The sequence below is a fragment of the Paraburkholderia sp. BR10937 genome, assembly GCF_040965695.1.
In the GTDB taxonomy this organism is placed as follows: Bacteria; Pseudomonadota; Gammaproteobacteria; order Burkholderiales; family Burkholderiaceae; genus Paraburkholderia.
This window is the reverse complement of record NZ_JBFRCL010000041.1, coordinates 1-12,603: the sequence shown is the minus strand read 5'-3', so window position 1 is coordinate 12,603 and position 12,603 is coordinate 1. Positions and strand designations below refer to the sequence as shown.

The 12,603-nt window shown below is 67.8% G+C and carries 14 protein-coding genes; 4 read left to right on the top strand and 10 right to left on the bottom strand.

What is annotated here, in order from left to right; all coding sequences use genetic code 11:
• Positions 1–6: 6 nt before the first annotated feature.
• Together AB4Y44_RS28590 and AB4Y44_RS28585 are read right to left on the bottom strand one after the other, a co-directional pair.
• On the bottom strand, positions 7–201 hold the full coding sequence (locus AB4Y44_RS28590; RefSeq protein ID WP_368701490.1) for a hypothetical protein: 195 nt from the start codon (positions 199–201) through the stop codon (positions 7–9).
• A 103-nt stretch (positions 202–304) separates the two neighbouring features.
• Positions 305–766, bottom strand: coding sequence for an Lrp/AsnC family transcriptional regulator (locus AB4Y44_RS28585; protein ID WP_028204798.1), 462 nt, complete (start codon positions 764–766; stop codon positions 305–307).
• 125 nt (positions 767–891) lie between these two features.
• Here AB4Y44_RS28585 and AB4Y44_RS28580 point away from each other — a divergent pair, with 125 nt between their 5' ends.
• Complete coding sequence (locus AB4Y44_RS28580) at positions 892–1,500, top strand: cysteine dioxygenase (RefSeq protein ID WP_368701489.1); 609 nt, start codon at positions 892–894, stop codon at positions 1,498–1,500.
• Between the two features lie 220 nt (positions 1,501–1,720).
• On the opposite strand, the gene AB4Y44_RS28575 is transcribed toward AB4Y44_RS28580, so the two are convergent.
• From AB4Y44_RS28575 to AB4Y44_RS28555, 5 genes are all read right to left on the bottom strand, one after another.
• A complete protein-coding gene (locus AB4Y44_RS28575; RefSeq protein WP_368701510.1) occupies positions 1,721–4,102 on the bottom strand; it encodes a mechanosensitive ion channel family protein in 2,382 nt (793 codons plus the stop codon).
• A gap of 238 nt (positions 4,103–4,340) precedes the next feature.
• The gene (locus AB4Y44_RS28570) at positions 4,341–4,985 is read right to left on the bottom strand and encodes an NAD(P)-dependent oxidoreductase (RefSeq protein ID WP_368694663.1); all 645 of its coding nucleotides are present in this window, start codon (positions 4,983–4,985) and stop codon (positions 4,341–4,343) included.
• A gap of 105 nt (positions 4,986–5,090) precedes the next feature.
• Positions 5,091–5,546: an Rrf2 family transcriptional regulator gene (locus AB4Y44_RS28565; protein WP_342920669.1), complete on the bottom strand. Its 456-nt coding sequence runs from the start codon at positions 5,544–5,546 to the stop codon at positions 5,091–5,093.
• Between the two features lie 125 nt (positions 5,547–5,671).
• Positions 5,672–6,130: a hypothetical protein gene (locus AB4Y44_RS28560; RefSeq protein WP_342920670.1), complete on the bottom strand. Its 459-nt coding sequence runs from the start codon at positions 6,128–6,130 to the stop codon at positions 5,672–5,674.
• 2 nt (positions 6,131–6,132) lie between these two features.
• Complete coding sequence (locus tag AB4Y44_RS28555; RefSeq protein WP_368701488.1) at positions 6,133–6,669, bottom strand: GNAT family N-acetyltransferase; 537 nt, start codon at positions 6,667–6,669, stop codon at positions 6,133–6,135.
• A gap of 59 nt (positions 6,670–6,728) precedes the next feature.
• Here AB4Y44_RS28555 and AB4Y44_RS28550 point away from each other — a divergent pair, with 59 nt between their 5' ends.
• Together AB4Y44_RS28550 and AB4Y44_RS28545 are read left to right on the top strand one after the other, a co-directional pair.
• Positions 6,729–7,310 carry a DJ-1/PfpI family protein gene (locus tag AB4Y44_RS28550; RefSeq protein ID WP_368701487.1) on the top strand — a complete coding sequence of 194 codons (582 nt, stop codon included), beginning with the start codon at positions 6,729–6,731 and terminating at the stop codon, positions 7,308–7,310.
• Positions 7,311–7,455: 145 nt separating this feature from the next.
• Entirely contained in the window at positions 7,456–7,785 is a 330-nt protein-coding gene (locus AB4Y44_RS28545) for a hypothetical protein (RefSeq protein WP_368701486.1), read from the top strand.
• Positions 7,786–7,801: 16 nt separating this feature from the next.
• Here the strand turns inward: AB4Y44_RS28545 and AB4Y44_RS28540 are convergent, their stop codons facing one another.
• Positions 7,802–9,583, bottom strand: coding sequence for an ATP-binding protein (locus AB4Y44_RS28540; protein ID WP_368701484.1), 1,782 nt, complete (start codon positions 9,581–9,583; stop codon positions 7,802–7,804).
• 406 nt (positions 9,584–9,989) lie between these two features.
• Here AB4Y44_RS28540 and AB4Y44_RS28535 point away from each other — a divergent pair, with 406 nt between their 5' ends.
• Positions 9,990–11,192 (top strand): ammonium transporter, encoded by a 1,203-nt coding sequence (locus AB4Y44_RS28535; protein WP_368701483.1) that lies wholly within the window; start codon positions 9,990–9,992, stop codon positions 11,190–11,192.
• A 69-nt stretch (positions 11,193–11,261) separates the two neighbouring features.
• Here AB4Y44_RS28535 and AB4Y44_RS28530 read toward each other — a convergent pair whose 3' ends face one another.
• Together AB4Y44_RS28530 and AB4Y44_RS28525 are read right to left on the bottom strand one after the other, a co-directional pair.
• Positions 11,262–12,011, bottom strand: a complete 750-nt coding sequence (locus tag AB4Y44_RS28530; protein WP_368701482.1) for an SDR family oxidoreductase — start codon at positions 12,009–12,011, stop codon at positions 11,262–11,264.
• Between the two features lie 132 nt (positions 12,012–12,143).
• A partial coding sequence (locus tag AB4Y44_RS28525; RefSeq protein WP_368701481.1) for a LysR substrate-binding domain-containing protein occupies positions 12,144–12,603 on the bottom strand: 460 nt, incomplete at its 5' end.

Sequence of the window (12,603 nt, the reverse complement as noted above, 5' to 3'; positions counted from 1 at the left end):
GGCGCGTCACTGCGTCGAGCCGCCGGCTTGCGAGGCGGCCGTGCTCGCGGACGCATGCGCCGCGCTGGCGCCCATAGTCTCTTCGTACTCGCGCTTGCTTTTCAGCGCGTTGAACAGCACGGTGCCGATCACGAACAGCACCACCACGATGATGAGCACGGCAACGCCAACGGTGGGGTTCTTCTTGCGCGGTTCGTTCATCGGTCGTGCCCAGCCTCGAATTGGATGACAGGAACGGGCATTCTACGCCGCCATGCCTTGCAGACGGCTTGCGCCGCAGGCCGCCAGATGCCGCTAGGTGCCGCTAGGTGCCGCTGCGCACCGGTAGGGCCGTCGAATATTTGAGCTGCTCCATCGCGAAGCTCGAACTGACGTCGAACAGCGGCACGGCGCGAATGAGCTGCTTGTAGACGCGGTCGAAATCGTCGATATCGGAGACCACGATGCGCAGCAGGTAGTCGGTCTCGCCGCTCATGCGATACGCCTCGACGATCTCGGGAATCTCCTGCACGGCGCGCGTGAAGGTCTGCGCCCATGCCTCGGTGTGCTGGTTCGTGCGCACGGCGACGAACACCGTCGTCCCCACGCCGAGCTTGCGCGGGTCGCACAGAGCGACTTGCGCGCGGATCACGCCCGTTTCCTTCAGGCGCTGCACGCGCTTCCAGCACGGCGTTTGCGAAAGATTGACGCGCTGCGCCAATTCCGCGACCGGCATGGTCGCGTCCTGCTGAAGCAGCTCAACCAGCTTTCTGTCGATGAGATCCATTTCCGCACTCCCCGAAGCGTAGAAATTTATTCTACACGATGGGCAAACGGGAAAAGAATAGGAAAACGCTTTCCAGGCGCGAACGGCTATAAATCTTCTTGTAGAAACCGGAAGAAAAACACACCATGAACGCCCCTGCCGAACTCGCCCTGTTGAGCGCCGTCCACACCGCAGAGCAGCATGCTGCCGCCGTCGCGCGCTTCACCGCCGCACTCGACGCCGCCTTCGATGCGTGCGCGACGCCCGCCGACCCGTCGCGCTGCGCCCGCTTCGCGCGCGGCATGCGCGCGGCGCTCACGCGTGCGCGCGCCGACCCGGCGCTCATCACGCACGCGCAGCGCGAAGGCAGCGCCGAGACGTACCGGCGTCATGTCATCGCGGCCGACAGCCGCGGCCGCTACACGGTCGCGGCGCTGGTCTGGCAACCGGGCCACGCGAGCCCGATCCATGCACATCACACGTGGTGCGGTTACGCCGTGCTCGACGGCACGCTGACCGAAACGCTCTATGCGTGGGACGGCGCCCGTCAGGGCGCCGACGTGGTTCGCTCGCATCCGCGCGCGAGCGGCGCGGTGTCGTTCGGCGGCCGCGGGCGCGCCGGCATTCACCGGCTTTCGAACGGCAGCAACGTGCAGGCCGTGTCGCTGCATGTCTACGGCGTCGCCGCCGAGCACATCTCAACGCAGGTCAACGACGTGCTGCCTCTCGTGCGCAAGACGGCGCTTGCGACTTAACGCGACTGAGCCATATCCATCGATGGCGTCATAGTGCGTTGCAGTGCGCCCTCGTTGATTGCGGAGCGCGCCGCGCGGCCTGACCGCCACGATATCGCCAATCATCAGCAGATCGAACGAAAACGCAAGCTGACTGAGCAAGGCCGCCGCGCAGCGGCCGGGCGCTCGCGCAACTGCGACGCGACAAGGTGATTTGAGCTGGCGTGAGCGGCACAGACCGTCAGCCGCGGCTGCCCGCGGTGGGAATCTGCGGCGGCGCGCCCTCGGGCCCCGCCGTCGGCGGCGGCGCAGGCCGCGGCTCGTGCGAGGCATCGCGCGCAACGCCGCCCCCCACGTGCACGCCAGACGGATGCGGATGACCATGCGGCTCCTCGACATCGCCGCTGCGCGAGGACATGTGCACCTGCATCTGCGGCACCGGCATCTCGATGCCGGCCTCGTCCATGTGGCGCTTCAGGCGCGCATTGAACGCACGCGCCACGCTCCACTGCTGCAGCGGTCGCGTCTTGATCTGCCCTTTCACGACCATCCAGTTCGGGTCGAACCGGTCAAGGCCCCACACTTCCACGGGCCCGAGTATCTCGCGGCGATAGCGGAAGTCGGCCACGAGTTCCGCGCCGGTCTCGCGAATCATGCGCGTCACCGTATCGAGATCGACCGAGAACGGCACCCGCACTTCGAACACGGCGAACGCGAAATCGCGCGAGAGGTTCTTCACGATCTTGATCTGCGAGAACGGGATCGCGTGGATCGCGCCCTGCCCGTCGCGCAGCCGCACGGTGCGGATCGACAGATGCTCGACCGTGCCCGCATGGCCGTTGTCGATGTCGATCCAGTCGCCCACCGAAATCGTCTCTTCGATGATGATGAACAGACCGGTGATGAGATCGGCCACGAGCGACTGCGCGCCAAAGCCGATCGCAAGACCGATCACGCCCGCGCCGGCGAGCAGCGGTGTGACGTTGATACCGAGATTCGCCGCGGTGACGATGCCCGTGATGGTGAGGATCGTCACGAGCACCGCGTTGCGCACGAGCGGCAGCATGGTGCGCGCGCGCGTGCTGGGCGCGCGGCCCTTGGTGCGCGGACCGCTCGGATTGAGCGCTTCGAGAATCGCGGTGTCGACCGTGATCCAGACGAGCCAGGCGAGGAACACCGTCGACACGATCGCGAAAATGGCGTGCGCGATGCCGCGCGCGGCCACGCTCGCCTCGATGATCGCGGCGAGCGAAATGTCCCAGAGGCGCGCACACGACTCGAAATACGCGAACCAGATGAACACCACGAGCAGCGTGCCGGCAAAGCGCAACAGGCGCCGCAGATACGGCGAGCGCCGCCGCACGCGCGCGGGGTTCGGCCGCGTGATGCGCAGCACGACCGCCGAGAGGAAGAACGCGAGCACGAGCAGGAGCGCGGAGACCACCGAGATCTGCAGCACGTCGTCGCGGCTGCCGATGCCGCCGAACGTGGCGACGATCGAAGCGCCGGCGAGCAGCAGCATCGGCAGCTGCCAGAGCGAGGCGAGCACGTCGAGGACTTCGGTGAGCGCCTTGTGGCCGTGACGCAGCGAATAGCTGCGGTTGCGGATCAGATGCGCGACCGGCCTCCGGAAGCCAAAGGCGAATACTACCGTCAACACCGCGGCCGCCATGTTCGCGGCGGTGCTGACCAGGGCAGCCAGGTTCGCGCCCAACTGGCGCGCGACTTCGAAATTGGTCGCGGCGTCGCCGAGCGCGGCCAGCACGCCGATCGCAAAGAGCAGCCGGCGCGCGCGCGCGATCAGGAGGCGCACGGCCGCGCGCCGGTGCCCCGAGCCGAACAGCGAAAACATGATCAGGCAGATCGACGAAAACACCGCGCCCGCGACGATCGCGTAGGCGATCACGAGCGCGAGCGTGCGCCCGAGCGCGTCCGGCAGCGAACGCTCGACCACGAGCGCGCCGAGGAACGCCACGATCCATGGCGCCGCACGATGCACGACGAAAATCAGCAGATCGATGGTGCGCGGATCGGGCCGCAGGCCGGTCTCGACATCGAAACGCCTGAGCAGCCGCCGCTCGATCCAGCGCAGCACCGCGGCGCACGCGCCCCAGCCGGCCAGCATGGCGAACAGATCGAACACGATGCGGCCGAGGCTTTCGCCCTCCCCGCCCGAGGCGATGTCGTAAAGCTCGACGCCGGCTGCCCTGAAGCGCCCCGCCCAGTAGTGAAACGGACTGCGGCCGCGGCGCGCGTCCGCCTCGACCGAGGCGAGCCCGGACGCGATCGCGCCCAGCAGCCCCGCCGAGTTCGCCGCCGCGCCCGAAGCGGGCGCGGGCGCCGCGTTTTGCGACGCGCTGCGCAGCTTCTTGAGCTGATTCAGGAGCGCGGTGCGCTGGCGCTCGTTGTCGAGCGTATTGATGACGCTGTCGAGCGAGCGCGTGAACTCGGCCTGGCTCGCCGGTGACGGCGCCGAGGCTGCCTCGGCCGCCGAAGCTCCCGAGGCAGCCGCCGGCGCCCCGGTGATGATGCTCTTGAGCACCGGCAGCACGGGCGCCGGCGCGGCTTGGGCGGCGGCCCGCAGCGGCGTGGCGAGGCACGCCGCGAGGCATGCGAGGAGCATGAGCGCGCGCAGGAACGCGCGAACACCCTGGCGCGCCGGCGTGGCGCGTGAAAGAAGTGCACGATCCGCCGGCCCGAAGCGCATGCGCGACGGCCCGGCGCCCGCGCCATCGCGTCCGATGCTGGTATTCATGGCGGAGGGGCAAAAACAGGACTTTCCAGTTTAGCCGCACTCCACCTCGCCGCGCCGCGCGCGTGCGTAACAGTTTGTCAGCGCGCAGGGCGCGCCGCGCCGCGCCTCAGTAGGCCACCGTTGTGATCTGACGAATGAAGCGGCCCTGCTCCAGCTCGTCGACGAAGGCGATCGCGTAGTCCTCGGCCGAAATGCGGCTCTCGCCCTTCGCATCGGCGATCAGCGTATTGGCGCCCGTGCGGAACGTGCCCGTGCGCTCGCCGGGTGCGATGATCGCGGCCGGCGCGAAGAAGGTCCAGTCGATGTCGGTGACCGTGCGGTAGTAGTCGAACGCCTCGCGATGGGCGAGCGCGATCGCCTTGTAGGCGTCGGGGAAGCCTGCGGTATCGACGAGCTGCTTGCCGGGCGCGACCTCCAGCGAGCCGGCGCCGCCCACCACCACGAGGCGCTTGAGCCCTGCAGCGCGCACGCCGTCCACGAGCGCGCGGCTCGCGACCAGCAGGTCGTCGAGCTGATCCTTGGGCGGCGCGTAGGCGCTCGCCACCACATCGTGGCCGCGCACCGCGGCGGCGATGCTCGCCGCGTCGAGCAGATCGGCCTTCGCCGCGTGGACGTTCGGTGCGGCCGCCACGCGCTCGGGCTGGCGCACCAGCGCGCTCACCTCGTGGCCGCGGCGCGCCGCTTCGGCGGCGATGCGCGAACCGACCATGCCCGTTGCGCCAAAGAGGGCGATTTTCAGCGTCTTGCTCATGAACTGACTCCTGTTTTCCGTATTTATGTAACTAACGAAGTTACATTTTGGGGGCGAAAAAACGGGGCAATGCCCCGCTGATGATTCTGGTTGCGCGCAGCCCGCTCAGGCTCGCCGCGCCCGCGCGCGTTCGAGCTTGCGCTCGCTGCGCGCCATGTCGTCGACGACGTCCGCGAGCGTGCGGGTGGCGAGCGACGCCTCCATGGCGCGCTGTGCGTCGTCGATCACGCCGCGCAGCGTCTGCTGGATATGACGCCCGACGAGGCAGGCCGGATTCGGCTCCTCGCGGTGCATGGCGAACAACTGCGCGTCGTCGACCGCGTGGTAGACGTCGAGCAGCGTGATTGCCTGCGGCTCGCGCGCCAGCAGCGCACCGCCGCCCGCGCCCAATTGCGACGTCGTGAGGCCCGCGCTGGCAAGCATCGACAGGAGCCGGCGAATCAGCGCGGGATTCGTGTTCACGCTCCCCGCGATGATCTCCGACGACAGCGGCACGCCCTCCTGCTGCGCCAGCAGTGCGAGCACGTGAACGGCAAAAGCGAAACGGCTACTCGTATTCACGGCGAACCTGCCACTGCTGAGCGGCGCGCGAATGGTGCGAACCACGTGCGCCAAAAAGTGTAACCATCATAATTACATTAATTCGTAGCGTCAACCCGTGAGCCGCGGGCCGCACGGTTGCGGCCTCACTTCGCAGCATCCGATGCCGGCGCCGACGCGGCGGCGTTGCTCGCCCAGCGTTGCAACGAGTGCCCCGCACTCGTCAAACCGGTGCCGGTGGCCGCGGCGGCCTGCCCGAGCAAGGCTTGCGCCGTGCTTGCCGCGCCACGCAACTGGCCCTGCGCCGCCGAAGCCAGCTCGGCCGTGGACGCGCTCGCCTGCTGGCCTTGCGAAGCCGCCGAATCGAGCTTCTGCTGCGCTGCACCGAGTTGCTGGTTCACGAAGCTCGCGGCCTTGTCGAGCGTTTGCGCCGCCTGCTGCGCGGCCTGGCTGGCGGCGTCCTGGGTGGCCTGCTTCACGGCGTCGGCGGACTGCTTGCCCAGATCGGGTGCGGAAGCGTCGTGCTTGTTGCAGCCGGCGGCGAGCGCCGCACACACGAGCAGGGAGGCCAGCGTGAGCCTTTGCGTCGAAACCTTCGAATACATGGTCATCCTGAAAAATTCGCCGCATGAAGCGGCTTGCATAGATGAAAACGCGGCAATGATACGCCGTCGCGCAACGCCGTTTCTGACGAAATCAGCGAAAAGCCCGCGCGCTCGAAAACCGGCCGCGACACCGCGCTCGCATCGGCGCTCAACACCGTCGAGCGTGCCTCGCGCGCGAGCGCTTCGAGCCGCGCCAGCAACGCCGTCGCGAGGCCGCGGCGCGACCACGCCGGCGCGACGTAAAGCATCTCGACGTGATCGAGCGGAAAGAGCTGCCCGAATGCCGCTGGCGCGCCGTCACAGTGCACCACGAGCGTGACCCCGCGTGAAAGACGCGCGTCGAAGTCCGCGAGATCGTCGGCGGCCGCGGCCCACGCGCTGCGCTGCGCCGCGTCGTAGAACGAGGCAGCGAGTGTGCACACGGACGCGCGGAACAACGCGGCCAACGCGCTCGCATCGCGGCCCGGCACGTAGGGCCGCCAGTCGATGGTGTGCAGTGCGTCGCCCGCGACGCCGTGCTTTGCGAAATCGTCAAACATGATGGAGTAGACTGCCCACGCGCACGATCTGTTCCACCGTCCACCTCTGGAGACAAACGATGGCCGTCAAGAAGATCCTGTTCCTCACCGGCGATTTTGCCGAAGACTATGAAACGATGGTGCCGTTCCAGGCGCTGCAGGCCGTCGGCCACCGCGTCGACGCCGTGTGCCCCGGCAAGAAGGCCGGCGAGCGCGTGAAGACCGCCATCCACGACTTCGAGGGCGACCAGACCTACACCGAAAAGCCTGGGCACCAGTTCGCGCTCAACGCGACTTTCGACGAAATCGACGCCGCCAGCTACGATGCGCTCGCCATTGCGGGGGGACGCGCGCCCGAATACCTGCGCCTCAACCCGAAGGTCATCGAGATGGTGCGTCACTTCGCCCACGGGAACAAGCCCATCGCGGCGATCTGCCATGCGGCCCAGCTGCTCGCCGCGGCCGAGGTGATCCGCGGCAAGCGCATTTCGGCCTATCCGGCCTGCGCGCCCGAGGTGCGGCTCGCGGGCGGCGAATATGCCGACATCGCCATCGACAGCGCCGTGACGGACGCGCCCTTCGTCACGGCGCCGGCGTGGCCTGCCCACCCCGAATGGCTGCGCCAGTTCCTCGCGCTCCTCGGCACGCGCATCGAGCCGTGAGCGAGCGCTGATCCAGTCGCGCGCCGCCCCTTTTTCGCACGGGGCGCGGCGCGCGCCGGCCGCCAATTCGGACTGGTCCGATATCGCCGCAACGCCCCGCTGGCCAGAATAGCCGCCACTTGTTCTGGAGTACGGAGTGGGTGTCGTGGAACTAACGGACTGGCTTGTGATACTCGCGATCGCCCTGGCGGCGATCCTCTTTTTATGCAGGCGCGGCGGCCGCAAAGGCAGCTTGAGCGACCGCGCGCGCCACCTGCGCGGCACGCGTCTGCTCCTGCACGGGGCGTTCGCGCTGTGGGCCGCGCTGCTCATGCTCGTGCGCGGCTTCGTCTTGCCGCTGGGCGAGCCGTTCGGCATCGCCATCAGTCATCACACCATGCTGGCCATCGCGCTAGCGCTCGCTGGCATGGGCGCCATCTGGACGTTTCGCGCGAGCCGCCTGCTCAAGCCGCGGCGCATCTTCAGCCCGTGCTGAGCGCTTGTCTGGGGGGCTATGCGCCTGCCGGCGGTCGCAACCCCGTGGTGGGCCCCGTCCGCAATTCGCTTCGCACGGTGCCCTTCGGGCTCGCGCCACCCGCGCCATCGCTCGCACCATATCCTGCAAGACCGCCGGGCGAGACTTCCGAGCGCTCCGCGCGTTCGAGCGCGCTGATGATCTGTTCCGCGTCGCCGGGCAACGGCGGCGCGACTGCAAGCGCATCGGGCAGCGACAGATAGAACGTCGTCCCCTCGCCTTCCGTCGACTCCACCCAGACGCGCCCACCGTGCCGCTCGACCACGCGGCGCACGAGCGCGAGCCCGATCCCCTCGCCCGACGCCACGTTGCCGTGCATGCGCTGGAACGCCTGAAAGAGCCGCGGCAGGCCCACCTCGGGGATGCCGAGCCCGTTGTCGCGCACATAGAAAATCTGCAGCGACTCCACGCCCGGCGGGGCATGAGCCGTGCCGATCTCGACGCGCCCCTCGCGCGCCGGATCGAGATAGTTCAGCGCGTTGCCGATCAGGTTTGCAAACACCTGCTCGAGCGCCGTCGGGTCGCCCCATACGTCGGGCAGCGTTTGCACGCTCACCTGCGCGCCGCGTGCGCGGATCGAGGCGTGCATCGCGTCGACCACGCGCTGCACCAGCTCCTGCACGCTCACGCGCTGTCGCCGGTACTCCACGCGCCCCACGCGCGCGAGCCGCAGCAGCGCGTCGATGATGTGCGATGCGCGCAGCACGGCCGTTTGCAGATAGCGCAGCGCCTCGCCGATGTCCTCGTTGATGGTCCGCTCGATGCGCGCGCGCGCCTGCGGCGAGAGCGACGAATGGGCGATGCGCTCGTGCAGGTCGTTGCACGCGTGATTGAGCTCGCGCGAAAAGCCCTGCAGGTTCACGAGCGGCGCGCGCAGATCGTGCGACACGCCGTGGATGAACATCTCGTTTTCCTGCGTCTGCTGGCGCAGGTTTTCGTTGATGCGCGCGAGCTGGTCCGCGCGCCGCGCGAGGTCCGCCTGAAAACCGAGGCGCAGCCGCTCGGCTTCGATCAGCCGGTGGCTGATATGGTGCAGCGTGAGGTCGAGTTCGGCGATTTCATCGCTGCCCGCCGTGAGCGGCGTGAGCGGCTCGTTCGCGGCCAGCCGGTTCGCGTTGTCGGACAGCGCATCGAGCCGCCCGCGCACGCCGCGCGTAAACACCCAGACGGCAAGCGCGACCAGCACGATCGAGCCGAGCACGGCCGTCATCACGAGCGTCTGCTGCTGGGCGCGCGCCGCTTCGGCGGCGGACACCCGCAACACGTCGAGGCGGCGCTCCTCGGTCTGTAACGAGACGATCTGCGTGCGCACGCGGTCCAGCACGTCGGCGGCCATGAGCGCGCGAAAGCGCTCGGCGAGGTCGGCGCGGCGGCCCGAGCGCAGCAGATCCTGCACGCGGTCCGACCATTGGCGATAGTTCTGCACGGCGTAACGGATCTGCACGGCGCGCTCGACCTGCGAGGGATTATCGGAGACGAGATCGACGAGCCGGTCGATGCGGCGGTCCACGTCCATCCACATCGAAACCGGTGTGGCGTAGCTCGTGTCGTTGGCCGCCACCGCACCGCGCAGCTTGACCGACTCGACCAGCACCGGTTCGAGCACGCGCGAAGCCTGCGCCAGCACGGCCTGGCTGTGCTGGCGCCAACGCTCCGCGGCAGCGGCGTCGGTCTCGGCCTTCACGATGGCCGACAGCAGGCTCAGTTCGAATACGGCGGGAATCGCGATCAGCAGAAGCCCTTTGGTCGTGAGGCGCATTGCGTGGCGAGTACCGGGCTACCGGACGTGCGTGAGGTGGCAATCTGGCCATTATGTCGGCGTTTGCGCCCCATGTGCGCCCGAAGTTCATCCTTCACGAAAACGCAAGATGATTTCGATTAGCCGACAGTCCATTGATTCGGAAAGGAAAATCGAATCAGTCGCCCTATTCTGGCGCGAGATTTCCCCACCTTTGCGCGCAGGTCCCGAGTTTGTGCCGGAACGTGGTGCATGCGCCCCAGATCCCAGCACCCGCTCTGACGACACGGTATCGACTTTTTTCCGCATCGGTGCACGGCCGCACCGGCTTGACGCCTGGTGCGGCCGCAAATTCCCCAGTTTGGCGCCGAAGCTGGCCCGCATCTTGCTGACTATGCGCCCATTTTGGGCAAACTGGGTACGCCAGATGGACAATCTAAAAACCGGCACCGACACGCTATTTCTGCTGTTGGGCGCCGCCATGGTGCTCGCCATGCACGCGGGGTTCGCGTTTCTCGAACTCGGCACCGTGCGCAAGAAGAATCAGGTCAACGCGCTCGTGAAGATCCTCGTCGATTTTTCGATTTCGACGATCGCCTACTTCTTCATCGGCTATACGCTCGCCTACGGCGTGCAGTTCTTCTCGCACGCCGACGTGCTCGCCGAGCACAACGGCTACGCGCTCGTGCGCTTCTTCTTCCTGCTCACCTTCGCGGCGGCCATTCCGGCCATCGTGTCGGGCGGCATCGCCGAGCGCTCGAAGTTCAATCCGCAGCTGTTCGCGACCTTTGTGATCGTCGGCTTCATCTATCCGTTCTTCGAAGGGATGGTGTGGAACAACCGCCTCGGTTTCGAAGATGCGATGACGCACGTGTTCGGCGTGCCGTTCCATGACTTCGCGGGTTCGGTGGTCGTCCACGCGTTCGGCGGCTGGATCGCGCTGCCGGCCGTGCTGCTGCTCGGGCCGCGCCACGGCCGCTATACGCGCGACGGCCGCATCGCCGCGCATCCGCCTTCGAACATCCCGTTCCTCGCGCTCGGCGCGTGGGTGCTCGCGGTGGGCTGGTTCGGCTTCAACGTGATGAGCGCGCAGACCGTCGACAAGATCAGCGGTCTCGTCGCCGTCAACTCGCTCATGGCGATGGTGGGCGGCACGCTCGCCGCGTGGTTCGCGGGCCGCAACGATCCGGGCTTCACCTATAACGGGCCGCTCGCGGGGCTCGTTGCCGTGTGCGCGGGCTCGGACATCATGCACCCGCTCGGCGCGCTCGCGACGGGGGCGGTCGCCGGTGCGCTGTTCGTGTACATGTTCACCTGCGTGCAGAACCGCTGGCGCATCGACGATGTGCTCGGCGTGTGGCCGCTGCACGGCCTGTGCGGCGCGTGGGGCGGCATCGCCGCGGGCATTTTCGGCCAGCGCTGGCTCGGCGGGTTGGGCGGCGTCTCGCTCGGCGCGCAGATCGTCGGCACGCTTGCGGGCATCGTGATCGCCTTCCTCGGCGGCCTCGTGGTGTACGGCCTGCTGCGCAAATTCGTCGGCCTGCGCATCGATCGCGAACAGGAATTCAACGGCACCGACCTGTCGATCCACAAGATCACGGCCACGCCGGAACGCGAAACGGTCTCCTGACCGGCGCGCCAGACGCTCATGCGGGCGGCGCCCTGCCGCCCGCACGCCGTACGTATCACTCAGGGACCGTCAAAGCTGGCCCATGCCGCCGGCGACGATCACTTCGGTGCCGATCATGAAGGCCGATTCGGCCGCGCTCAGATGCAGCACGGTCGAAGCGATCTCCTCCACCGTCGCAAAGCGCTTGAGCGGCACCAGCCCGCGGATCGATTCCTCGGTCGCCGCGAGCGTGGCGGCATCCATGCCGAACTTGTTGTAGAGCGGCGTCTTCACGGGACCGGGGCTCACCACGTTCACGCGAATGCCGCGCGGCAGCAGTTCGGCCGAAAGCGTCTTGGCGAACGAGATCAGCGCGGCCTTGCTCGCCGCATACACCGACGAAGTGGGCATGCCGATATGGGCGTTGATCGAGCCGTTGAGCACGATGGCCGCACCGTCGTTGAGCACTGGCAAGAGCGACTGAATCTGGAAGTAAGCGCCCTTCACGTTGGTGTCGAAGGTGACGTCCCAGAGCGCTTCGTCCACTTGCTCGAACGGCGCGAGCTTCGCCACGCCCGCATTGATGAACACCGCGTCGAGGCGCAGGCCGGCGTCGCGCACGGCGGCGGCCAGTTCGCGGGCACCGGTGATCGAGGCCGCGTCGTTGCGCCATGCGTGTGCGTTCGGGCCGAGCGCGCGCCGCGCGGCTTCGAGACCGGCTTCGTCGCGGCCCGTGACGATGACGTGGGCGCCTTCGGCGGCGTAGGCTTGCGCGGCAGCGAGGCCGATACCGCTGGTTCCGCCGGTGACGAGGACAGTTTTGTTTGCAAAGCGGTTCATGACGTTCTCCTTGAAGGGGATAGTCTCGATCTGAGACTGTGAAGCCATATTGCCGGGCGGCGCGCTTTCTGCCGTACGACGGTTTTGGCGCAAACGTTCGAAGCCGTCGAACGTTTGCGCGGGCAGCTAGCTTCAGCCCGTGACTTCGATCCCGTCCACGAGGCGCCTGGCAAGACGCGGCTCGCGCAGCCGGTCGATCCACCATTGCAGTGCGCGCCCCACGTGTTCGCCGCGCCACGCCACGTAAAGCATGTTCGGCTCGCGCGGGTTCGCCGTGACCTTCTCGACCAGTTCGCCGCGCTCGAAGAGCTTCGCGGCGCGCCGCCGCGGCACCCAGCCGACGCCGAGGCCCTCGCGCTGCGCGAGGATCTTCGCGCGCATCGACGGCACTGCCAGTACCTCCTGCCCCCCGAACAAGCCATAGCCGCGCCCCGGCGTGAGCCGCGCCGAATCGCCGACCGCCACGCCGCGCTCGGCCAGCATACGCTCGCGCGTGAGCGGCGCCTGCTCGCGTGCGAGCCGATGGCGCGGCGCCACGGCGAACGCCCACTCCACCACGCCGAGTTCGAACCAGTGCAGGCCGTCGATGGCG